Consider the following 22,467-nt stretch of genomic DNA (forward strand, 5'->3'; position numbering starts at 1 on the left):
AGCATGGATGAAACACTCGACAGGCCGTGGGTCGAGGACCTCGTCCGGGCCACCATCGAGGAGGACCTGGCCGGGGGCGTCGACGTCACCACGACGGCCACCGTCGAGGCGGACCAGGTCTCGGTGGCGGAGTTCGTGGCCCGGGCCGACGGCGTGGTCGCGGGTCTGCAGATCGCCGAGCTGGTGATCCGCCTGGTCGCGGGCAAGGAAGAGGTCGAGATCGAGCACTCGGTCGCGGACGGCGCCACGGTCAAGGCCGGCGACGTCCTGATGACCGTGCGCGGCAAGACCCGGCAGTTGCTGACCGCCGAGCGCACGACACTGAACCTGCTCTGCCACCTGTCCGGCGTCGCCACCCTGACGAGCCGCTGGGTCGCGGCGGTCGACGGCACGGGCGCGGTGATCCGCGACACCCGCAAGACGATGCCGCTGCTGCGCTCCCTGGAGAAGTACGCCGTCCGCTGTGGCGGCGGCAAGAACCACCGGATGGCGCTCTCCGACGCCGCCTTGATCAAGGACAACCACGTGATCGCCGCGGGCGGCGTGGCCGAGGCGTACCGGCTGGTCCGCAAGGCCTACCCGGACATCTCGATCGAGGTCGAGGTGGACTCCGTGGAGGACGCGGTGATCGCCGTCGAGTCCGGTGCCGAGCTGATCCTGCTCGACAACATGCCCGTGCAGCAGTTGCGCGAGGCGGTGGAGAAGGTGGCCGGCCGGGCCCGGCTCGAGGCCTCCGGCGGACTTACGCTGGAGCTGGCCCGCGAGGTCGCCGAGACCGGCGTGAACTTCCTCGCCGTCGGCGCGCTCACGCACTCGGCGCCCGTCCTCGACATCGCGATGGACCTCCAGGCGGCCTGATGCTGCTCGCCGTCGCCGTCGAGAACACCCGGACGCTGGTCGGCCTGATCGACGAGGGCACGGTCAAGCGGCACTGGTGGGTGGGGACGGACTCCCGCCGTACGGCGGACGAGTGGGCGGTGCTGCTCGAGGGGCTGCTGACCGGGGAATCCCCGGTCTCGGGGATCGCGGTCTGCTCCGCGGTCCCGCACGTCCTGCACGAACTGCGCGACGTGGTCGCCCGGTACTACCGCGACATACCGAGCGTGGTCGTCGAGCCGGGCGTGAAGACCGGGCTCCCGGTGCTCGTGGACAACCCTCGCGAGGTCGGCACCGACCGGATCTCGAACGCCCTGGCGGCGGTCCACCGATTCGGAGCCCCCTGCATCGTGGCGGACTTCGGTACTGCGACCACGGTGGACGTGGTCAACCCCGGCGGCGCGTTCGTCGGCGGGGCGATTGCCCCGGGCATCGAGAGTTCCGTGGACGCGCTCGGTGTTTCTGCGGCGCAACTCCGCCGGGTGGAGCTCGTCCGCCCGCGGTCGGTGGTCGCCAAGAACACGGTGGAAGCGCTGCAGTCCGGCGCGATCTTCGGTTTCGCCGCGCTGGTGGACGGTCTGATCACCCGGATCATCGCCGACCAGGGCCTGGACCGCTCGACCGTCACGGTGGTCGCGACCGGTGCGCTGGCGCCGCTGGTGATTCCGGAATGCGCCCAGATCGACCACCACGAACCGTTCCTGACCCTGCACGGCCTGCACGAGGTCTTTGCCCGCAACAACTGATCCCACCCGCTGCCCGGTCGGGCAGGGTCACTGTCCGTTCGCGCCGGGTCACCGGATAACGGTCTTGTGCACAGGGCGGTCAGAGGATCACCATGAGGACGAGCGACACCCGGGTGGGGAGGCCCGGGGCCACGGGGTGGGTTCGTGGTCGCATCGGCGCGCGTCGCTGGGATCCGGGGGAGGATCATGAGATCCGCATACCGTGTACTCGCAGGCCTCATCTCGCTCGGCGTCCTGGTCCAGGCGATGGCGATCGCGCTCGGCTGGTTCACCGCCATCAAGGACGTGGACGACGGCTTGGTGATCGACAAGAACTACGACGGCAACATCGGGCACAGCCTGCACGGCACCATCGGCATGATGGTGATCCCGATTCTTGCCATCCTGCTGCTGATCGTGTCGTTCTTCGCGCACGTCCCCGGCGGGGTCAAGTGGGCGGCGATCGTCTTCGGCCTGGTGGCGCTGCAGATCGCGCTGGCCTTCGTGGCGTTCGGCGCGCCCGCGGTCGGCGCCTTGCACGGCGCCAACGCGCTGGTGCTGCTCGGCGTCTCGGGCATGGCGGCCAGGCGGGCATCCGGCCCACCGACACCGGCGACGACCGACACCACGGCGACCGAGGCGACCATCTAGATGCTCTTGGCAACGAGCAGCGGCCGGCGGAGCTGATGGCCCGCCGGCCGCCCCGCCGCGTCCTGATCGGGTTGCTGGCCACGATCGCGCTGCTGGCCCCGATCGGCTGGTTCTGGCAGCAGAGCCTGGTGCCCGGCGGGATGTCGGCGATGGACATGGGGTACGCCGACTTCGGCGGCGGCCCGTCGGTGGCGCTGATGCACGCCGGCCACGGAACCGACCTGAGCAAGCTGGCCGCGGCCCCGGATCGTCCAGCCGACGTCTCGGTGAGCCTCGTCGCGCGCAAGGAACGCTTCGACATCCCCGGCCGTGGCTCGACCGAGGGCTACACGCTCAACCACACCTCGCCGGGCCCGGAGATCAAGGCGAAGAAGGGCGACCTGGTCGAGGTCACCCTGGTCAACGAGTCGGTCTCCGGGGGAATGACGCTGCACTGGCACGGCGTCGACGTACCGGCCGCGCAGGACGGCGTCGCCGGCGTCACCCAGGACGCGGTGATGCCCGGGCAGACGTTCAGGTACCGCTTCGTCGCTCCCGACGTCGGCACGTACTGGTACCACTCGCACCAGTTGTCGCACGAGCAGGTCAAGGGCGGCCTGTACGGCGTGCTGGTGATCTCGCCGGGCCCGACAGACGTGGTCGCCGTGGCCCACACGTACGACAAGGTCCGCACGGTCAACGGCGGGTACGGCGAACGCCGGGTGCCCGGAGTCGCCGGTTCCACCGTGCGAGTCCGGCTGATCAACACGGACAACGGCCCGATGGCGGCGTGGGTCGACGGCGCGCCGTACAAGGTGGTCGCGGTGGACGGGACCGAGGTGAACGCGCCGACGCAGGTCGAGGGGAAGTCTGTGCTCGTGACCGCGGGCGGCCGGATCGATCTAGTCATCACCCTGCCGGCCAACGCGATCCGGATCGGCCTGGGGGGTGGACCGACGACCCTGGTGATCGGCGAGGGCGACGCGCCGACCGGCCGCGAACCACCCGAGCCGGTCGACCTGCTGACCTACGGGAAGCCCGCCGCGCTGCCCTTCGACCCGTCATCGGCGGATCGGAAATTCGAGTACCGGATCGGCCGCCGCCCTGGCTTCTTCGACGGCAAGCCCGGCCTGTGGTGGACGATCAACGGCCACCAGTTCCCCGACGTACCGATGTTCGTCGTGAAGCAGGGCGACGTCGTCAGGATGACCGTCAGGAACACCTCCGGCCAGGTCCACCCGATGCACCTGCACGGCCACCACGTGGTCGTCCTCAGCCGCAACGGCCAGCCGGCCACCGGCAGCCCGTGGTGGGTCGACTCCCTCAACGTCGAGGACGACGAGACCTACGAGATCGCGTTCCTGGCTGACAACCCGGGCATCTGGATGGACCACTGCCACAACCTTCCGCACGCCGCGCAGGGCCTGATCACCCACCTGATGTACGAGGGCGTCACCACCCCGTTCCACCTCGACGGCCCCACCGGCAACGAGCCCGAGTAGGTCAGGCGTCGATCGGGCGGCCGACCGTGAGGGCTGTGCGCAGGGCGGCGGGGAGGCTGTTGTACGCCGGGTCTGGGGTGGTGCCGGTGGCGTCGAGGGTCTTGGAGAAGAAGCAGCGGGCGGCCGCGGCGAGGGCGACGTCCAGGATGTCCTCGTCGGAGAGGCCTTGCGCGCGGAGGGTGTCGACGTCGGCCTCGGTGATGGTGTGGGCCGCGACGGCAACCTTGCGGGCGAAGGACATGACGGCTCGGTCGACCGGGTCGTCGGACGGGTCATGGACCAGCGCGGCGACCTCGTCGGCGGTCAGGAACTTCTCGGCCAGGACCTGGCCGTGGGCGAGGCAGCAGTAGCTGGACTTCAGCGCCGTCGCCGCGGCCAGCGTGGCGAGCTCGTAGCGGCGGAGGTCCATGCCCGCCTTGATCGCGCCGTTCAGCTGCTTCCACGCCTCGTAGACCGCGGGGCGCGCGGCGAACATGGTGACGAAGTTCGGGATGTGCCCGGCCGGCGAGCGGTTCTCCTCGAGAAAGCCCTCGGGCGGTTCGGACGGATTGAGGTAGGCCATGATTCCCCCCGGAGGTCGTGTCGGCCACCAGTGTGTCTCATCGCGACCCACGGGAGTGTTTTCTTGACTCACTCCAGATCAGCTGGAAAGCTGCGGTGCATGTACCAGCTGATCTGCCGGAGCTGCGGGCGGATCGAGGACGTCGATCGCGCCGTGGGCGAGACGACCTGCCTGGGAGCCGACGACGGGAGTGGCTTCCGGATCGAGGAGGCCGAGGTCACCTACTGGGGACTGTGCCCGGCCTGCGCGGCCGATCGCGACGCCAGCCACCGGTCCACCGCTCAGCTGTAGGACCAGCCGGACCAGGTGTCGATCGTCATCGTGATGACCGGACCGCGCGGTGGGTCCAGCCGGTACTGCGGGTACTTGGCGGCGAGTGACTCCACCGCCACCGGGTTCTGCTCGTCCACCCGGGCCACGCCGTCGGCACGGACCCACCAGAGCTGGGACCAGTCGGCGTCGTACCGGTCGCAGAGGACGGCAACTCGGGGGTTCCAGGCGAGGTTGCGCAGCCGGCGGAGGTTCGTGGTGGACTTCGGCTTCTGGTCGATCGCGATCACGAGTTCGTCGCCGGCGAGGGCGAAGACGACCGGGACGATGTGCGGCCGGAGGTCCTCGCCGGTAGTGGCGAGGAACGCGCGCTCGGCGGTCCCGAGGTAGTGTCGGCAGACGTCCGCCCCGAGTCTCACGGATCGACCCTACTGCCGGTCCGCCGGTTGTTCTGACTAGGTAAGGTCTAGCCGTCGCTGCTGTGAGGGTGGGGTGAGGCGAAATGGTCAGAGTGCGGGCTGTTTTGTCGACGGCTCTCGCGGTGCTGTGCGGAGCCACGCTGCTCACCGCATGCTCCTCGGACCCGACGCCGAGTGGGGTCACGCTCGCCTGGGCCAGTGAGAGCCGCCAGGCCGTCCGGGTGAGTTGGAAGGACTCGAACGCGCCGAACCGGATCACCATCGAAGGCGTGCTCAGCACCAGCCCGTCGTACGTGAAGTATCTGCCGGACAACGCGCCGAACACCTGGGACATCCCGAGCTCGGAGTTCCCGCCGGACGGGAACTACCGGATCGCGCTCGCGGTCGGGACGTCGAGCGGTGGTGTCACCAGCAAGCCGGCCAGGTCGCCGATGTTCGACACCGACGGCCCGGTCCGGCCGTCCGCCTCGGCCGCCATCCCGACCGGGGAGTCCGGCCAGGACGTGCTCGTGCGCTGGACCGTGCCGGCGCCCCCGCAGGACTTCAGCCCGGACGATCCGCTGGACGTGACCGGGCGTCCCCAGCTCTACGTGCCGCTCGTCGGCCGGCCGGGGGAGCAGCTGCGCGCGATGGGACCGGGCACCACCTCCACCCGGGTGGTGCTCAAGGACCTGGAGCCCCCGTACCTCTTCCAGCTCCGCGCCCAGAACGAGTGGACCTCCGCGGTCGGCGGCGAGATCTCGGGCCGGACCAGTACGACGACCGCGTCGGTCCCCGGGTCGGCGCAGTTCAGCGTGGCCATGAGGATCCGCGGCCGGGCGATCCTGCAGGAGGTCCGCTGCGCCCCGGAGACCAGTTGCGTGCAGCAACGAACCACCTCGGCCGGACTGCCCGTGGTCGTCCTCACGCAGGTCAGGCCGCGCGCCCGGTGGACACCCGCGGGCCGCGGTATCACCAGCACCGGCGGGTATTACGACATACCGGTCACCGCCGCGGGCACCCGTCCCTACATGGTCACCGTGCCGCTCTACAGCGGGGTGGGATCGGTGGTCAACTCCTCGACGAGCAAGGCGGCGGTGACGAGGGGCGTCGTACGGGTCGCATCGGCCGGATTCATCGGCGGGGCGTCGCGGCGGCGGGGTGAGACGATCACGGTCTACGCGACCGTGAAGCCGGCGATGAACGCGGTCGCGCTGCTGCAACAGTGGAACCGAGTGTCCAAGAGGTGGAACAACGTCAAGCGGGTGCGGATCCTGCGGGGCCAGGTGGTGTTCCCCTTCAAGGCCGCGCGGCCGGGCCTCTTTGTGTTCCGGTACGTGCTGCCGAGCGCGACGTACCTGGGCCGGCCGCTCTACAGCACGGCCACACCGAACCTCATGCTAAGCATCCGCTGACGTCTCGACCGCCATCGGTCCCGCCTCCAGCGACTGGGCATCAGCCGGTACTGCGGCCTCGGTCCCCCCGCTGCGGCGTTTGCGCAGTTTGTAGCCGGCGTACGCCGCGACCGCGGCGACGGCGATCACCACCAGGGCCCAGACCGAGACTTCCCCGAAGATCTTGTCCGCGTTGTCGCCGACCTTGAACGCGACGATGCCGATCGTCGTCGACCACGCGATCCCGCCGGCCGCGTTGGCGCCGAGGAACCGCGGGTAGGGCATCCGCAGCGTGCCCGCCATCGGCCCGGCGAAGATCCGCAGCAGCGCGACGAACCGGCCGAAGAAGACGGTCCAGACGCCGTACTTGTGGAAGTACTTCTCGGCCTTCTCGATCCGCTCCGGCGAGAAGTGGTGGAACCGGCGGCCGAGCCGGTCGAACAGCCCGCGCCCCGCCCGGCGCCCGACGAAATAGCCGACCGAGTCGCCGATGATGGCGCCGGCCGCCGCTGCCGCGATCACGATCACCAGGTTCAGGTCACCCTGCGAAGCCAGCAGCGAGGCGGCGATCAGCGTCGTCTCGCCCGGCAGTGGCACCCCCATGCTCTCGATGCCGATGACCAGCCCGACGACCAGGTACGCCAGTACGGCGACGCCGCCGGTCGGTACCGCGATGGCCAGCGCGTCCAGTGTTGATCCCCCCATGCCTCCATCCTGGCACCCGCGCGCAAGCGCTTAGCTGATCTGTGAGCTAATCCCGGGGGATTTCAGGGTTCGTCCCGTTGAACGCCTTCGTAACGTTCTGTAGCGCCGCCGTGACCTCGGACGGGATCACCCAGAAGGTGTTGCCCGGACCCTTCGCGAGCTCGGGCAGCATCTGCAAGTACTGGTAGGCCAGGAGTTTCGGGTCCGGGTCGTTGCGGTGGATCGCCTCGAACACCGTGTCGATCGCCTTCGCCTGGCCCTCGGCCCGCAGGATCGCCGCCTGCCGCTCGCCCTCGGCGGTCAGGATCCGGGACTGCCGCACGCCCTCGGCGGTGAGGATCGCGGCCCGCTTCTCCCGGTCCGCCCGCATCTGCTTCTCCATCGACTCCTTGATCGACGGCGGCGGGTCGATCGCCTTCAGCTCGACCCGGTTCACCCGGATGCCCCACTTGCCGGAGGCCTCGTCCAGCACGCCGCGCAGCTGTGAGTTGATGTGTTCGCGGGACGTCAGCACCTTCTCCAGGTCCAGGCTGCCGATCACGTTGCGCAGTGTGGTGACGGTGAGCTGCTCGATCGCCTGCTCGAAGTTGGCGATCTCGTACGCCGCCGCGCGGGGATCGGTGACCTGGACGTACAGCACGGTGTCGATGTCGACGACCAGGTTCTCCTCGGTGATCACCGACCGCGGCTCGAACGAGATCACCTGCTCGCGCAGGTCGATCAGCTGCCGCGGCCGGTCGATGAACGGGATGACGATGTTCAGCCCGGGCTCGAGCGTGCGCAGATAGCGGCCGAGCCGCTCCACGTTGCTCGCCCTGGCCTGCGGGACGATGCGGACGGTACGCAGGACCAGCACGACGGCCAGCAAGGCCACCACGATCCCGACGATCAGTTCGGCCATGGATCCTCCCGGGGATGCACGAGGGCTGTGGCGCCCTCGATCGCGAATACGTCGACCGTGGTCCCGGTAGGGATCAGGACGTCGGGATCGTAGGACCGCGCGCTCCACTCCTCGCCGCCGATCCGGACCCGGCCGGGCTCCCGTCCGACCGGGCTCAGAACCACCGCTTCCCGCCCGATCAGGGCGGCCACGCCGGTCCGTAGCTGCGGGTGCGAGTTCAGGTTCCGGCGAGCGACCGGCCGGACCAGTGTGATCATCGCGGCGGCCGTCACGGCGAAGGCGAGCAGTTGCAACCCCACGCTCAGGCCGAGAGCGGCGATCGCGGCCGCGGCCAGTGCCGCGACAGCGAGCAGCAACAAGTCGAGTGTGGCCGTCAGCAGCTCGGCGATACCGAGCACCGCGGCAATGGTCAGCCAGAGAAGCCAGGACTGCATGTGATCACCTGCGCGGCGGAGAAACCCTCTCGTTTCGACGGTACTCCGGTGCGGCGGAAACTTGTCCTGTCGGCGGCTAACAGTTCGGACAGTGCCGTAATCGGGCCCCAGTCGGGCTCAGCTGGCGCTCAGTCGGCTTCTTCGGGGGCTTTGCCGGTGGGGACGACGGCGAGCAGGGTGCTGACCAGGCGGGTGGCTGCCGGATGGCTGGCCGCTGTCCGGCCGCGGCGGTGCCGGTCGATCACCTCGGTGAGCTCCTTGCCGAGCTCCTCGGCCTCGGCCTTCGTCAGCCACAGGCGAGCGCGGCTCATCAGGCTGAGCCCGTCCCAGGGATCGTCGCCGGACATCTCCTCGAACTGCTCCATCACCCGGTTCACGTTGGTACGCATCATCGTCTGGCTCGCCAGCCGGCCCGCGCCGCTGGACTGTGACGAGATGACCAGGCTGACCGCCGGGGCCCGCCACGGCCGCTCGCGGCCGTCCGTGGTGTCGTCCGCGCGCTCGACGATGCCCCAGCGGGCCAGTGCCCGGAGGTGGTAGCTCGTCGCGGACGGGGTCAGCCCGGCCAGTTCGGCGCACTCGGTCGCGGTCAGCACCCGGCCGTTGTAGAGCTCCTCGATGATCAGCTGCCGGGCCGGGTGGGCCAGGGCGCGGATCGCCCGCGGATCGGTCAGCTCCAGGCGCTTCTTCTTCGCGGCCACGGCGACAGCGTAGCCGGTCCCTTGACCCGGGCATATCTGAAGCATTAACTTCATAGTTATGAAGCAATCACTTCAGACTTCGATCTGGTCCTTCCGCGATCTCCGCCTCGTGCTGCCCGCCCGCGCCCTGTCGTACGCCGGTGACTCGATCGCGCTGATCGCCTTGATGCTGCGGGTTTCCGGCGACGGTGGGCCGGGCGCGATCACCGCGCTGCTGCTGGCCTTCGCCGTACCGACGGTGGTGATGATCCCGTTCGCCGGCCGGATCGTGGACAGCTACGACTCGCGGACCGTGCTGGTCTGGTCGTCCCTGCTGCAGGCGGCCGCAGGGGTCGGGCTGGCGTTCTGCCACGGTCTGGCCGCCACGCTCGCACTGGTCTGCGTCCTGCAGGTCGGCCAAGCCGTCGCGGGACCCGCGTGGGGCGCCCTGATTCCGCGGATCGTCGGCGAGGACCTGGTCGGTCGCACTACCGGCACGAGCCAGGCCTTGATCGGCGTGGCGACGCTGGCCGGGTCAGCCGTCGGCGGCGTACTGGTCGGCTGGTCCGGTGATCGCGGGGCTCTGCTGGTGGACGCCTCGACCTTCCTCGGGCTTGCGCTCGTCGCCCGGGTGGTCCGGACCCGCCGCAGCCCCGAGCCGGGCGCAGTACGGGAGCGCGGCGCGCTGATGGCCGGCCTGCGGAGTATGTTCGCGGACCCGCTGCTGCGGATCCTGGTCCCGGCGCTGTGGGTGTTCGTCCTGGTGGGAGAGGCCGTGAACGTGGTCGAGGTCTTCCTGATCACGGACGAGATCGGCCTCGGCCCGAGCGGGTACGGCGGCGTCCTGGCGGCCCAGGGTGCCGGCGCGATCGCCGGTGCCTGGTTCACCGGCCGGCTGCGGACCGACAAGGCCCGCTCACACGCTGTTCTCGCCGGTACGGCGGCGATCGGGGTGTCCTGCGTCCTGATGGGCCTGGCCGGCGGAGTGGTCCCGCTCGTGATCGGCGCCGTCGCGGTCGGATTCGGCAGCGGCATGCTGAACGCCGCGACCAGCACGCTGGTGGTGACCAGGTCGGCGGAACTGGTCCGGGGCCGGGTGATCGCCGCGCTGGGCGGCACCGCCCGTGCCTTCAGCCTGCTGGCCCTTCTCCTCGGCGGCCTGGCCGGCTCCGTCCTGGGGCCCCGGGCAACATTCGTGACCGGCGGCATCGGCTGCGCCGTCGCGGCGGTGGCCGCCGGAGTACTCCTGACTCGGGCCGGGAGGCGGCCTGCGGGCGACCGACCCGAGGAGGTTGAGCAGGGTGCCGCCGAGGCCGGCCCGCGTTCCGCAGTACTAATGGATTCGGTCGAGAGGGGAGTCAGTCACTAGCCTTTGGGGCATGACTGAGCCACGTGAGAACCCGGTGACCCCCGACAGCGGGCAGGACGACCTGCCCGAGCAGATGCGGGTCCGCCGGGAGAAGCGTGACCGGCTGCTGGCCGAGGGGGTCGAACCGTACCCGATCACAGTGCCCCGGACCCACCTGCTGAAGGACCTGCGAGCCCGGTACGACGGGCAGGAGCTCGAGCCGGACACGAAGACCGGTGAGCAGGTCTCCGTCGCCGGCCGGGTGATCTTCCTGCGCAACACCGGCAAGCTCTGCTTCGTCCGGCTGCGCGAGGGAGACGGTACGGAGCTCCAGGTGATGCTGTCGCTGGCCGACATCGGCGAGGAGGAGCTGGCCAGGTTCAAGGCGCTGGTGGACATCGGCGACCTGCTGTCCGTGCAGGGCGAGGTGGTGACGAGCCGCCGCGGCGAGCTCTCGGTCCAGGCGACCGCCTGGCAAATGGTCGCCAAGACGCTGCGGCCGCTGCCGAACGAGCACAAGCCGCTGAGCGAGGAGTCCCGGGTCCGGCTGCGCTACGTGGACCTGATCGTCCGGCCGGAGGCGCGCGACATGGTCCGCACCAAGGCCGCCGTGCTGAAGTCGCTGCGCGCCACCCTGGACGCCCAGGACTACGTCGAGGTCGAGACGCCGGTCCTGCAGTTGACCAATGGCGGCGCGGCGGCCCGGCCGTTCCGGACCCACCTGAACGCCTTCGACCAGCAGATGCTGCTCCGGATCGCGCTCGAGCTGGATCTCAAGCGCGCGATGATCGGCGGCGTCGACCGGGTCTACGAGATCGGCCGGACCTTCCGCAACGAGGGACTCGACTCCACTCACGCCGCGGAATTCTCGATGCTGGAGGCCTATCAGGCCTACGGCGACTACAACACGATGAAGACTTTGCTTCGTGATCTAGTCCTGAATGCGGCGGAGGCGGTGGGCCGCACGGTGGTGACCGGACGTGACGGTTCCGAGATCGATCTGAGCGCACCCTGGCGCGAGGCGAGCGTATTCGACCTGATCTCCGAAGCGGTCGGTGAACCGGTGGACGTGACCACCGACGCGGCCGCCTTGACGAAGCTCGCCGAACAGCACCAGGTCGACTTGCAGCCGGGCTGGAATGCCGGCGAGATCGCGCTGGAGCTGTACGAGAAGCTGGTCGAGCACACCCTGATCCAGCCCACCTTCGTGCAGGACTATCCCGAGTCGGTGCGCCCGCTGGCGAAGCCGCACCGGTCAATTCCCGGTCTGGTCGAGGCTTTCGACCTGATCATCAACGGGGTCGAGCTGGCGCCGGCGTACTCGGAGCTCAACGACCCGGTGATCCAGCGTGAACGCCTGGTGGCACAGTCGTTGCTGGCCGCGGCCGGCGATCCCGAGGCGATGGACCTGGACGAGGATTTCCTCCGCGCGATGGAGTTCGGGATGCCGCCGGCCGGCGGGATGGGGATGGGCGTGGACCGGCTGGTGATGCTGTTCACCGGGGCCGGTATCCGCGAGACGATTCTCTTCCCGCTGCTTCGTCCGGAGTGACCTGATTGCCCGCTGACAGGCGCCGACAAATCGGACCCGGGGACCGTTGCATAGCACAACCAACGGCCAAATCCATTCCCGGGTCCGATTTTTGTGTCGAACCGTCCTGCAGCCAGCTGAATACCGATGGTCACGACGGATGCGTTGCGTCGCCGGTGCGGAGGTTTTAGTCACATCTTTCGGTTACATTGTGCCTGTTGAATGACACGGTGCCGGTTTGTGCGGTACAAATCAGGAGCAACAATTCCGCACGTTGATTGTGCCCGGTGGCGGGCGCGGAAAGGACTGTCATCGATGGCGCAAAGGGTCCAGGTGGTTCTCGAGGACGATCTCGACGGCGGTAAGGCCGACGAGACCGTGACCTTCGGTCTGGATGGCTCGACGTACGAGATCGACCTGTCCAAGAAGAATGCCGCCAAGTTGCGTGACGCTCTGGCCGCCTACGTCGGAGCGGGGCGCCGGGTCTCCGCCCGCCGCGGTGGCGCCGGCGGGCGTGCGCGCGGACGGGGCCGGTCCGCGACCGACTCCGCCGACATCCGCGCGTGGGCCAAGGACAACGGCTACGAGGTGAGCGAGCGGGGTCGTATCTCCGCCGAGGTGCGGGCGGCGTACAACGACGCCAAGTAATTCCCCGGACTGCGGTCCCGGCGCCAGCGATGGCGCCGGGACCGTCCGCATTCCGGCCGTTTCACACTGTGGACACGACAGGGACGCCATGGCGATACCGGCCTGCGCCGGATAGCTGAGTGGGCAGCGATCTTCGAGAATTCGCTGGTGGCGAACACCGGGCGCGGCGGGAACACCGGGCCCGGTGCAGAGGTTGTTCCCTTGTGATCCCCAGTTGGCGGCCGTACGAGAGGTCGCAGCTTGTTCGCTGAGAGCGAGCCTGTCGGTGCCGGGGACTAGCATGCATGTACGGGGGTCGGCCTATACGGCACGTCCGACTCCTCTGAGGCAAGGAGCGCTTTGGCGATGTTTGAACGATTTACGGACCGCGCCCGTCGGGTAGTCGTCCTGGCCCAGGAAGAGGCCAGGATGCTCAGCCACAACTACATCGGGACCGAGCACATCCTGCTCGGCCTGATCCACGAGGGTGAGGGTGTCGCCGCCAAGGCTCTCGAGAGCCTGGGTATCTCGCTGGAGGCTGTCCGCTCTCAGGTCGAGGAGATCATCGGCCAGGGACAGCAGGCTCCGAGCGGGCACATCCCGTTCACCCCTCGCGCCAAGAAGGTACTGGAGCTCTCCCTGCGTGAGGCCCTGCAACTGGGCCACAACTACATCGGCACCGAGCACATCCTGCTCGGCCTCATCCGCGAGGGTGAGGGCGTCGCCGCGCAGGTCCTGGTCAAGCTCGGTGCGGACCTGAACAAGGTCCGTCAGCAGGTCATCCAGCTGCTGAGCGGTTACCAGGGCAAGGAGACGGCGTCCGCCGGCGCGCCCGCCGAGGGTGCGCCCAGCAGCTCCTTGGTGCTCGACCAGTTCGGCCGGAACCTCACCCAGGCCGCCCGTGAGTCCAAGCTCGACCCGGTGATCGGGCGCGAGAAGGAGATCGAGCGGGTCATGCAGGTGCTGTCCCGGCGGACCAAGAACAACCCGGTCCTGATCGGTGAGCCGGGCGTCGGCAAGACCGCGATCGTCGAGGGCCTGGCCCAGGCGATCGTGCGTGGCGACGTGCCCGAGACCCTGAAGGACAAGCAGATCTACACGCTCGACCTCGGCGCGCTGGTGGCCGGGTCGCGCTACCGCGGTGACTTCGAGGAGCGCCTGAAGAAGGTGCTGAAGGAGATCCGCACCCGCGGCGACATCGTGCTGTTCATCGACGAGATCCACACCCTCGTCGGGGCCGGCGCGGCCGAGGGCGCGATCGACGCGGCGAGCATCCTGAAGCCGATGCTGGCCCGTGGTGAGCTGCAGACCATCGGCGCCACCACCCTCGACGAGTACCGCAAGTACGTCGAGAAGGACGCCGCCCTGGAGCGCCGCTTCCAGCCGATCCAGGTGGCCGAGCCCTCGATCGCGCACACGATCGAGATCCTCAAGGGCCTCCGGGACCGCTACGAGGCGCACCACCGCGTCACCATCACCGACCCGGCCCTGGTCGCGTCGGCGCAGATGGCCGACCGGTACATCTCGGACCGTTTCCTGCCGGACAAGGCGATCGACCTGATCGACGAGGCCGGTTCCCGGTTGCGGATCCGCCGGATGACCGCTCCGCCGGACCTGCGCGAGTTCGACGAGAAGATCGCGAACGTGCGCCGGGAGAAGGAGTCGGCGATCGACGCCCAGGACTTCGAGCGGGCGGCGGGTCTTCGTGACGACGAGAAGAAGCTCATCAACGCGAAGGCCGAGCGCGAGAAGCAGTGGAAGGCCGGCGACATGGACGTCGTCGCAGAGGTCGACGAGGAGCTGATCGCGGAGGTGCTCAGCACCGCCACCGGCATCCCCGTCTTCCAGCTGACCGAGGAGGAGTCCTCCAGGCTGCTGAAGATGGAGTCGGAGCTGGCCAAGCGCTACATCGGCCAGACCGACGCGGTGAAGGCGCTGTCCCGGTCGATCCGGCGGACCCGTGCGGGTCTGAAGGACCCGCGCCGGCCGAGCGGCTCGTTCATCTTCGCCGGTCCGTCCGGTGTCGGTAAGACCGAGCTGTCCAAGGCGCTGACCGAGTTCCTGTTCGGTGACGAGAAGTCGCTGATCAGCCTCGACATGTCGGAGTACTCCGAGAAGCACACGGCCTCGCGGCTGTTCGGTTCGCCTCCCGGGTACGTCGGCTACGAAGAGGGCGGCCAGCTGACCGAGAAGGTCCGCCGCAAGCCGTTCAGCGTGGTGCTGTTCGACGAGGTGGAGAAGGCCCACCCGGACATCTTCAACTCGCTGCTGCAGATCCTGGACGAGGGTCGTCTGACCGACGCCCAGGGCCGCGTGGTCGACTTCAAGAACACCATCATCATCATGACCACGAACCTGGGTACTCGCGACATCTCCAAGGGCAGCCTCGGCTTCTCGCAGACCAGCGACACCTCCGGCTCGTACGAGAAGATGAAGGCGAAGGTGACGGAGGAGCTGAAGCAGCACTTCCGCCCCGAGTTCCTGAACCGCGTCGACGAGATCGTGGTCTTCCACCAGCACGGCAAGGAAGAGATCGTCAAGATCGTCGACCTGATGGTCGCGCAGGTGGAGGAGCGGCTGAAGGACAAGGACATGGGCATCGAGCTCACCCCGGCGGCGAAGGCTCTGGTCGCCGAGCGTGGCTTCGACCCGGTTCTGGGTGCTCGCCCGCTGCGTCGCGCGCTGCAGCGTGACGTGGAGGACGTGCTGGCCGAGAAGATCCTGTTCGGGGAACTGCGTCCCGGCCAGATCGTGCTCGTCGACGTCGCCCCCGAGGGCACCGTCAGCGAGGACGGCGTGCCGGAGTTCTTCACCTTCCTCGGCACCCCGAAGGCCGCCACCAGCCCGGACCTGGAGCTGACCGAGATCGCCGGAGGTTCCTCCGGCCTTCAGGACACCTGATCCAGGCTTTGGCCTAGGCAGATCGAAGGGGCCCCGCGGACACCAGTCCGCGGGGCCCCTTCGCCGTACTCAGGGGCGGTGGCAGACCGCGCAGGAGGTGCGGCGGCGGTAGTAGTAGGCGGCGGTGGCCAGGGCGACCGAGGCGCCCCAGAGCGGGAACGGGAAGAGGAGCAGGTGGCCGACGTTCTCGAGGATGGAGGCATCGGCTGACCAGTTCAGCTGGAGCAGGGACGCGCTGCCGACCAGGAGGAGGGTCGCGGCGACGGATCCGGGGATGACCGCCGCTTTGACCGGGACCGGGCGACCCGCGGCGAACGGGATCCAGCGCGGCCAGGTCTCACCCCAAGGCCTGATCAGGCCGAGAGTCGCGATCCCGGCGGCGAGGGCGATCGTCCCGAGGCCGAGTCCGAACAACCTGATCCCCGGCTCCGCGTCCAGCTGATCCGCGCCGATGCCGGCCGGGTTCGGCAGCAGCCAGGTCAGCCGGAGCAGCGCGTAGGGGAGCGGGCAGAGCGCCGCCACGACGGTCGCCCAGAACCCCCATCGTCTAGCCGCCTCAGGCCGCGTCCACCTCGCACTGGGACGCCCGCAGTACACACAGCGGCCGCGCGAGGTCCGCAGCCCTCGTACGCCGAGCACAGCCCAGCCGGCGCCGAGCAGGAACGCCCCGAAGACCAGCAACGGCCGGGACCCGACCTTCTCCGGTACTCCGGCCAGCCCATGGCCGAGCTCCTTGAAGGCGCCCCAATCGAACAACCCGGTGGTCCGCTCGAGAACCACCAGCCCGAGGACGATCGCGAGCAGCACGACCCGGGTAGTCGGCTGCCGCCACGCCCCGGCGATCAGGAGAGCCGCGGCAGTCGGCAGACCGAGCAGGACCAGCAGGTACCCGGTGACGATGACGACGATGACGCTCGGCGCGAGCAACCCGAACACGACCACCTGCAGTGCCGTGAAGCCCAGCAACGGCCGGTACGCCGTGGGGCTCCACTCGGTCCGGGTATGCCCCAGAGCAGCCGGCACTCCGAGGAACCCGAGTACTGCGATCAGCCCGGCGCCCACGTGCTCCGGCAAGAACGCGAGCAGCGAGAGCTTCTCGTTCTCGGGTGGCACCAGGCCGAACGGGTACCAGTCCGCACCCAAGAGCCAGGCCAGCCCGAGTACGCCGTACAGCAGGGACAGGCAGGCCACGAGCACCGGAAGCCTGGTGGTGGTGCTGCGGATCTGGTCCACGGTGACAGTCATCGATTCCTCCAGCTTCACGTGCTTCCACGGTCGCGCCGGAGGTACCTCGGCCGCCTCGGTCCCGCGGGTGGTGCCGCTCCCTCCGCCGGGTGATTCAGCGGGTGTTGCGCAGGCGGGTGACGGCTTCTTGGAGGGCCTCGTCGGTGGGGCGGGTCTGGTGGACGCGGGAGGCGACCAGTTGGGCACTGGCGGCGAGGAGCCAGGTGAAGCCGGTGATGGCGGCGAGAGCGGGGCCGGGGCCGGCCCAGGAGTCACTGAGCGAGCCGAGGTCGCGCGTCTGCCAGGCACCCGCGATGAAAAGCATGGCGATGAGCGCGGTGACGGCTGCTGCCGTCTGGCTGTAGATGCTGGCGGTCGTTCGCGTCTGGTCGTCGCGGGAGGAGGCGGTCGCGCGAGCCGGGTCGTCACTGGAGGAGGCGGGCTGGCGCCGGGGGTGGAGAGCCAGCGCGAGGATCGAGGTGAGGAGCCCGGCCAACCAGGTGAAGGCCACCGACGGCTGGGTCTCCAGGCCGAGTTGCCAGACCGATAGGCCGAGTCGCCTGCTGAAGGTCCACGGGAGCAGCAGCGTGACACCGGCGGCTAGTGCGGTCAGCAGGGTCACTCGGCCGAACCAGCGGTGCTGAGAGATCGCGAGCGCCTGCTCCGCGGCGTCCAGCTGGCGCGGGAGTTCCTCGTCGGGAAGGAGGTCGCTCATCGGGTGGGCTCCAGGCGGACGACGTCGGTGCCGAGTTCGAAGTACAGGGCTTTGCCGATGACGGTGACCTGGTCGGCGGCCTGCGGGACGCCCTGCGCCGGTCCGGCGATCACCGTGACCTTGCCAGGCCCGTCCACGCGGACCAGGTGGCTGCCGTCGTACCCCCAGAGCCTTCCGTCCGGACCGGCGAACCAGTTGCCGTCTGTGGTCCACTGGTCGGCAGCGACGCCGGTCGCGGTGATCGGCCAGCCGGAGGTCGCCCCGCCGAGCAGTGTGGTCGCCTTGCCGTCATGTGAGACGTGGACGAGCCGCTCGCCCAGGACCATGGCTGCGTCTCCCGACCCGAGCTGGACCAGACCGTCCTGCTTCAGGGCGCCCTTCAGTTGGATGCGGCTCACCTGCGGGCCTGGGCCGTAGAAGTTGTAGAACTGCCCGCTGATCGCAGTGACTAGCCTGCCGCCGGCAGCGGCCGCGAACTCCCCACGCTGGTTGGGTGCGACCGGCCGAGGATCGCGCACCGCCTCAGCCCCGGCGGCCGTCCAGTGCACCGCTACTTCGGCCGAAGGATTGCTCCGGCTGGCCACCGTCCACCACACACCGCCCAACCCGTCCGGAGCCCACGCGTGTGCCGCGTTGGGCACCCGGAGCCGAATGAGCTTGCCGTGGGCATCTAAACCCAGCTGCATGCCTGTGCCCGGATCAGCCTTGCCCGGCTGACCTTCAGCGGTCACCGATGGTTCAGCCGGCCGCACTGTCGGCAGCACAGTCGCCCTGTACTGCGTATTGCCATCCGCAGGCGTCCGGCGATCGCAGCGAGCTGTTGGCTCGGGTGCAGCCGGGTAGGAGCCGGCTGAGGCGGCCGCGTCGGTGATCTCGAGAATCTGGTCACCACCACCCGGCGAAACACCCAGCAGAACGGACCCATCGGGCCGCGCCTCGACGCTGTCCACTCCGGCGGTCCCACCAGGCAGCTCACGCAGTACGCCGTCCGGAGTGATCACGGAGGTCGGGGAGCTCCCACCGAGCCACAGGTTGCCTCGAACGTCCACGGCGAACGCCTCAACCGTCAGCGAGGAGCTGGCCGCGTCCTTGCTCAGCAGGCAGCCGGCGGGAGCCACTCCGGTGAGCTGCTGCGGCACACCGCCAGGCCTGAGCAGGGCAAGACCCGTCTGGCTGGTCCTCCAGGCCGTAGTGCCGTCCGGTCCGGTGGAGACGGCATTTCCTGGTCCGCCCGGTCCCGGATCGACCAGGAAGTCCTTGAGCACCATGCCGCGCCGGAACTCGTTCGCCGGGATCTGCCAGGTACTGGACGATCCCCAGAACACCACCGAGCGATCCGCGTTGCGATGAGTCAGTGCAGGCCCTTGCCCGGTCGCCAGCACGTCGACGTCGGGTGTCACGTAGTAGCTGCCGTCGGCGTTCTTGTGGCTCAGGCTGATGTCCGCGGCAACCAGTGTCAGCGGGACCGAGAGGATCGCCCAGGGACGATTCCCGGGACCGCCCGCCAGCAGGACCATCCGGTTGTCCATCACGCCGAGCAGCGCGGGCGGAGTCACCCCGTGGCTCAAGGCGACCCGCGGCAGCGCCACCCCATCGCGGTACTCGAACAGCGTGGAGCCCTCCGAGCCGGTCCGGCCGAGCAACCACTGGCCCGGCGTACCGTCGAATGTTCCGGCGATGGAGTCCAGCGGGTCCGACGTCCCGATGGCGACGCGCATGCCGAGCCGGTCCACCAGTTGCCCGCCCTGCAGGTCCAGCAGCCGATGCGGAGCCCCCGCCGCCACCACAGGCCGGTACTCCGGTGCTGCCGCGGCCGGCACGAGCAGCCCGGCCCCAACGGCAGCCAGGCAGGTCACCGCGACCAGCACCAGGCGCAGGGACCACCCGGGTGCGCGGCGGCGTACGGAGAGGGCGGTGGCGGTCGCGCCGAGGGCAAGAAGCAGCACGCCGAAAGCCAGAGCGAACCAGGCTCCGACTCCTACTCTGTAGCCGACCCCGTCAGAGAGCCTTGGCGGCAACTGCACGAAGGCGCTGAGGATGCCTGCCACAACCACTGCGCCGGTGGCGACCGCTGTCACGCGTAGCACGAGCTGCGCCGGCTTAGGCACTATCAAGGTGGCTAAGGCCGCGCAGAGTGTCGCTAGCGTGGTCACTACGAGCACCACCGCCCAGGCCTCGGCGGACGGGATCTCCCAGAGCTGGACGCGGGCCACGCCGGCCTCGGAGCCGGTAGGTCCGAGCGCCACCGGGTCGAGCAGGTCGCGCCAGGGGAGGACTGTCGAGGCCAGCAGCAGCGCGGCGAGTGTGCCGATCAGAATCGGCTCGATCGTCGTCCTGAGGTCGGCCGAGTTCTCGGCGACAGGACTCAGTCGAAGGAAGGCCGCTCGCAGTTGGGTCTGATCGAGAGGTTCTTCGGATGAATTTTCAGTAACATCCGACGGCGCCGCGAGCAGGGCCGGCGGAGCCGGTGAACGGGTCGCCCAGTAGGCCGCGATCGAGCTCGCCAGGCCCCCGCAGACGACGACGCCGATCACAGCCGGTGAGGTGGAGCAGCCCGTTCTTCCCTGCGTGGCAAGGCCGACCCAGGCAGCCCCGGTGACCACCACGAGGGCTACCGCGCCCCAGCCGCGAACCTGCGGCCGAAGCCAGATCCTGTCCGCACACAAGCGATCCGCGAGTAGCAGCGCGAGCACCGTGATCGATACTGCGAGGGCGGCACCACGTCCGCTCACCGGCTGGGTCGTCGCACGCCAGAGGTAACAGCCTGTGCTCGCGGAGCCGGGGATCAGCACGGCCACAGTGGCGGCGACGGCGAGACACGCGAGGGCTGCACTTTGCCACTGGGTTCGTCGTAAGGTCCTGCGGTGCTCCAGCTCCTCGGTCCGGAGCAGAGCCGCCGCGGCCTTCGATTCGGTGGGAAGATCGCGCAACGGCATGAAAAGAAGTTACCCGCTGTCGATCTCGCTCGTGGTAGCTGCATGACCACAGGTTTCGGACCCGGACTGTTGGAGAGGGGGCCGGAGATGGAATCATCTCCTCGCATGGACGCCCCGCGTCTCTCTCTGACCCAGGAACCGGTCCCCGACGCCGGTTCCTTTGGCGTGCGGCAAGCGGGTGGCGTGCTCGAGCGGGCGCAGCGGATCGCGGACACTCTGCGGGAGCAGGCGGAGCACGAGAACGACAGCGCCCTCGAAGAGGCGGAGCGGATCCGCGCCGAGGCCGAGCGGGTCCGGGTCGCGGCCGAGCAGGCCGCGCAGAAGCTGCGCGACGACGCCGACTCGGCGGCCCGGCGGCTGCTCAACGACACCGAGCGGGCCGCGGATCAGCTCCGGTCCGAGTCCGAGGCCCAGGCCGAGCGGGTCCGGCGCGAAGCCAACGCCGAGGCTGATCGGCTGCTCGAGGAGTCGACCGCCGCGGCCCAGCGCCTGCGGAGCGAGTCCACAGCGGCGGCCGAGCGACTGCGGTCCGAGTCGATCGCGGAGGCGGAGCGGGTCCGGTCGGAAGCCGAGGCGGAGGCCGAGCGGCTGAAGCTGGAGTCGGAGAGCGCGGCCGAGCAGCTGCGCAGTACCGCGGCAGCCGAGGTGGCTCAGCGTCGATCCGAATCGGAGGCGGCCGCCGAGCAACTGCGGGCCGAGTCGCACGCGGCGGCGGATCGGCTCCGGCAGGAGTCCCAGGCCGCGGCGGACCGGCGGCTGGCCGCGGCCGAGGCGGAAGCGGCCCAGCTGAAGGAGGACGCCGACGAGCTGATCGACGAAGCCCGGCAGGCCCGCGAGGCCGCCGCGCAGGCCGTCGAGCGGGCTAGCCGTGAGGCGCAGCAGCTGGTCGCCGATGCCGGCGAGCAGGCCGCCCTGGTCTCCCAGGCCGCGGTGAACAACGAGGCCGAGCTGATCGCCCGGGCCGAGTCGGAGGCGAGCGAGCTCCGCACCGCGGTCGAGCGCGAGGCCGAGTCGGCGCGCGAGCGGGCCCGGGTCGAGATCGCCGACGCGCATGCCGAGATCGAGCGGCTGCGCGGTGAGAACAGGGCCGAGCTGGAGCGCCGGACCGCCGCGCTGGAGGAGACCGAGCGGGCCAAGCTGGCCGCCATCTCGCTGGAGATCGACAAGCTCCGCGCCGCCGCGGTCGAGGAGATCACGGCGCGCAAGGCCGAGGCCGAGGAGGCCAACGAGCGGCTGATGGCAGATGCCAGGGCGCAGGCGAAGCTCGTGATCGACAGCATCGAGGCCGACCGGCGTACCGCGTCCGCCGAGGCGCAGCGGATCGTCGAGGACGCCAACCTGGCGGCCGAGACCGCCCTCGCGGAAGCAGAGAAGCAGACCGCCTGGAGCAAGAAGACGGTCGACGATCTGGTCGCCGCGGCCGAGCAGGAGGCCCGGGGGATCCGCAACCGGGCCGCGATGGACGTGGCCGAGCTGGCCCGGCAGAAGCGTGCGCATCTGCGCCGGGTGGTCAGCCGGTCGACCAGCCGGCTCAAGGAGACCCAGACCGCGATCGCCAGGGAGAACGCCGAGCTGACGACGCTCGCCGAGACCACGCTGAACTCCGCCAACCAGCAGGCGGAGGCGACGCTGGCCGCCGCCACCCAGCAGGCGGAGAAGGTCACCTCCCAGGCGCAGGGCAGGGCGAACCGGCTGAAGGCGGCCGCCGAGGTCGAGGCCAAGGAGATCGTCACCCGGGCGAACCGCCGGGAGGCCGAGGCGCAGGCCAGCACCCAGGTGCTGCGCGAGCGCGCCGCCAAGGATCTGGCCGACGCGCAGCGCCAGTCGCACGAGCTGATCCGCAGGTCCCGCGCCGAGGCTCAGGGCCTCGAGGCGCAGGCCCGCGAGCATGCTGACGAACTGCGCGCGCAGGCCCGTAAACTTCTCGCCGACGCCGAGGCGAGGGTCGCTGCGCTCAACCAGCGCCGCGACGAGATCACCAAGGAGCTCACCCAGCTTTCGGGTGTGATCGAGGCACTCGCTATCCCTGGGTTCCACGCAGGTGGTGGAATGTCCGGTAGCGAGGGTTCCACGGGGGAATCAGGATGAGGACGTGACAGTCAGATCCT

The 22,467-nt window shown here is 69.5% G+C and carries 20 protein-coding genes; 11 read left to right on the plus strand and 9 right to left on the minus strand.

Annotated features, from left to right (window positions below; genetic code table 11):
- The first annotated feature begins 3 nt into the window (after positions 1 to 3).
- The 4 genes from nadC (at position 4) to EV648_RS02005 (ending at position 3,733) form a co-directional block, all read left to right on the plus strand.
- Entirely contained in the window at positions 4 to 858 is an 855-nt protein-coding gene (nadC, locus tag EV648_RS01990) for a carboxylating nicotinate-nucleotide diphosphorylase (protein WP_132284403.1), read from the plus strand.
- On the plus strand, positions 858 to 1,622 hold the full coding sequence (locus tag EV648_RS01995; RefSeq protein WP_132284405.1) for a type III pantothenate kinase: 765 nt from the start codon (positions 858 to 860) through the stop codon (positions 1,620 to 1,622). Before nadC ends, EV648_RS01995 begins: the two co-directional genes overlap by 1 nt.
- 186 nt (positions 1,623 to 1,808) lie before the next feature.
- The gene (locus EV648_RS02000) at positions 1,809 to 2,252 is read left to right on the plus strand and encodes a hypothetical protein (protein WP_132284406.1); all 444 of its coding nucleotides are present in this window, start codon (positions 1,809 to 1,811) and stop codon (positions 2,250 to 2,252) included.
- A gap of 35 nt (positions 2,253 to 2,287) precedes the next feature.
- Positions 2,288 to 3,733 carry a multicopper oxidase family protein gene (locus EV648_RS02005; RefSeq protein WP_132284408.1) on the plus strand — a complete coding sequence of 482 codons (1,446 nt, stop codon included), beginning with the start codon at positions 2,288 to 2,290 and terminating at the stop codon, positions 3,731 to 3,733.
- Between the two features lies 1 nt (position 3,734).
- On the opposite strand, the gene EV648_RS02010 is transcribed toward EV648_RS02005, so the two are convergent.
- Positions 3,735 to 4,295 carry a carboxymuconolactone decarboxylase family protein gene (locus tag EV648_RS02010; protein WP_132284410.1) on the minus strand — a complete coding sequence of 187 codons (561 nt, stop codon included), beginning with the start codon at positions 4,293 to 4,295 and terminating at the stop codon, positions 3,735 to 3,737.
- 99 nt (positions 4,296 to 4,394) lie between these two features.
- Here EV648_RS02010 and EV648_RS02015 point away from each other — a divergent pair, with 99 nt between their 5' ends.
- The gene (locus tag EV648_RS02015; protein ID WP_132284412.1) at positions 4,395 to 4,586 is read left to right on the plus strand and encodes a hypothetical protein; all 192 of its coding nucleotides are present in this window, start codon (positions 4,395 to 4,397) and stop codon (positions 4,584 to 4,586) included.
- On the opposite strand, the gene EV648_RS02020 is transcribed toward EV648_RS02015, so the two are convergent.
- The gene (locus EV648_RS02020) at positions 4,577 to 4,984 is read right to left on the minus strand and encodes a TIGR03668 family PPOX class F420-dependent oxidoreductase (RefSeq protein ID WP_132284414.1); all 408 of its coding nucleotides are present in this window, start codon (positions 4,982 to 4,984) and stop codon (positions 4,577 to 4,579) included. The two genes, EV648_RS02015 and EV648_RS02020, sit on opposite strands and share 10 nt — an antisense overlap.
- 83 nt (positions 4,985 to 5,067) lie before the next feature.
- Between EV648_RS02020 and EV648_RS02025 the strand changes: the two genes are divergently transcribed.
- Positions 5,068 to 6,378, plus strand: a complete 1,311-nt coding sequence (locus EV648_RS02025; RefSeq protein ID WP_132284416.1) for a hypothetical protein — start codon at positions 5,068 to 5,070, stop codon at positions 6,376 to 6,378.
- On the opposite strand, the gene EV648_RS02030 is transcribed toward EV648_RS02025, so the two are convergent.
- The 4 genes from EV648_RS02030 to EV648_RS02045 all read right to left on the minus strand — a co-directional run bounded on the left by EV648_RS02030 (position 6,364) and on the right by EV648_RS02045 (position 9,098).
- Positions 6,364 to 7,062, minus strand: a complete 699-nt coding sequence (locus EV648_RS02030) for a DedA family protein (protein ID WP_132284418.1) — start codon at positions 7,060 to 7,062, stop codon at positions 6,364 to 6,366. The two genes, EV648_RS02025 and EV648_RS02030, sit on opposite strands and share 15 nt — an antisense overlap.
- Positions 7,063 to 7,108: 46 nt before the next feature.
- Positions 7,109 to 7,963 carry an SPFH domain-containing protein gene (locus EV648_RS02035; protein ID WP_132284420.1) on the minus strand — a complete coding sequence of 285 codons (855 nt, stop codon included), beginning with the start codon at positions 7,961 to 7,963 and terminating at the stop codon, positions 7,109 to 7,111.
- Positions 7,951 to 8,397: an NfeD family protein gene (locus EV648_RS02040; RefSeq protein ID WP_132284422.1), complete on the minus strand. Its 447-nt coding sequence runs from the start codon at positions 8,395 to 8,397 to the stop codon at positions 7,951 to 7,953. The genes EV648_RS02035 and EV648_RS02040 overlap by 13 nt, the downstream gene beginning before the upstream one ends.
- A 128-nt stretch (positions 8,398 to 8,525) precedes the next feature.
- Entirely contained in the window at positions 8,526 to 9,098 is a 573-nt protein-coding gene (locus EV648_RS02045) for a helix-turn-helix transcriptional regulator (protein ID WP_199234388.1), read from the minus strand.
- A 58-nt stretch (positions 9,099 to 9,156) separates the two neighbouring features.
- On the opposite strand from EV648_RS02045, the gene EV648_RS02050 reads away from it, so the two are divergent.
- From EV648_RS02050 to EV648_RS02065, 4 genes are all read left to right on the plus strand, one after another.
- On the plus strand, positions 9,157 to 10,446 hold the full coding sequence (locus EV648_RS02050; protein WP_132284426.1) for an MFS transporter: 1,290 nt from the start codon (positions 9,157 to 9,159) through the stop codon (positions 10,444 to 10,446).
- Positions 10,447 to 10,456: 10 nt separating this feature from the next.
- Entirely contained in the window at positions 10,457 to 11,977 is a 1,521-nt protein-coding gene (gene lysS / locus EV648_RS02055; RefSeq protein ID WP_132284428.1) for a lysine--tRNA ligase, read from the plus strand.
- 294 nt (positions 11,978 to 12,271) lie between these two features.
- Complete coding sequence (locus tag EV648_RS02060) at positions 12,272 to 12,604, plus strand: Lsr2 family protein (protein WP_132284430.1); 333 nt, start codon at positions 12,272 to 12,274, stop codon at positions 12,602 to 12,604.
- Between the two features lie 345 nt (positions 12,605 to 12,949).
- Positions 12,950 to 15,484, plus strand: coding sequence for an ATP-dependent Clp protease ATP-binding subunit (locus EV648_RS02065; RefSeq protein WP_132284432.1), 2,535 nt, complete (start codon positions 12,950 to 12,952; stop codon positions 15,482 to 15,484).
- Between the two features lie 69 nt (positions 15,485 to 15,553).
- Here EV648_RS02065 and EV648_RS02070 read toward each other — a convergent pair whose 3' ends face one another.
- The 3 genes from EV648_RS02070 to EV648_RS02080 all read right to left on the minus strand — a co-directional run bounded on the left by EV648_RS02070 (position 15,554) and on the right by EV648_RS02080 (position 20,359).
- Positions 15,554 to 16,729 carry a hypothetical protein gene (locus tag EV648_RS02070; RefSeq protein WP_132284434.1) on the minus strand — a complete coding sequence of 392 codons (1,176 nt, stop codon included), beginning with the start codon at positions 16,727 to 16,729 and terminating at the stop codon, positions 15,554 to 15,556.
- Between the two features lie 94 nt (positions 16,730 to 16,823).
- Positions 16,824 to 17,423 carry a hypothetical protein gene (locus EV648_RS02075; RefSeq protein WP_132284436.1) on the minus strand — a complete coding sequence of 200 codons (600 nt, stop codon included), beginning with the start codon at positions 17,421 to 17,423 and terminating at the stop codon, positions 16,824 to 16,826.
- On the minus strand, positions 17,420 to 20,359 hold the full coding sequence (locus EV648_RS02080) for a hypothetical protein (protein ID WP_132284438.1): 2,940 nt from the start codon (positions 20,357 to 20,359) through the stop codon (positions 17,420 to 17,422). Before EV648_RS02080 ends, EV648_RS02075 begins: the two co-directional genes overlap by 4 nt.
- 105 nt (positions 20,360 to 20,464) lie before the next feature.
- On the opposite strand from EV648_RS02080, the gene EV648_RS02085 reads away from it, so the two are divergent.
- Positions 20,465 to 22,447, plus strand: a complete 1,983-nt coding sequence (locus tag EV648_RS02085; RefSeq protein WP_132284440.1) for a kinetoplast-associated-like protein — start codon at positions 20,465 to 20,467, stop codon at positions 22,445 to 22,447.
- The last annotated feature ends 20 nt before the right edge of the window (positions 22,448 to 22,467 follow it).

It is taken from the genome of Kribbella sp. VKM Ac-2568, from assembly GCF_004345365.1.
Classification (GTDB): Bacteria; Actinomycetota; Actinomycetes; order Propionibacteriales; family Kribbellaceae; genus Kribbella; species Kribbella orskensis.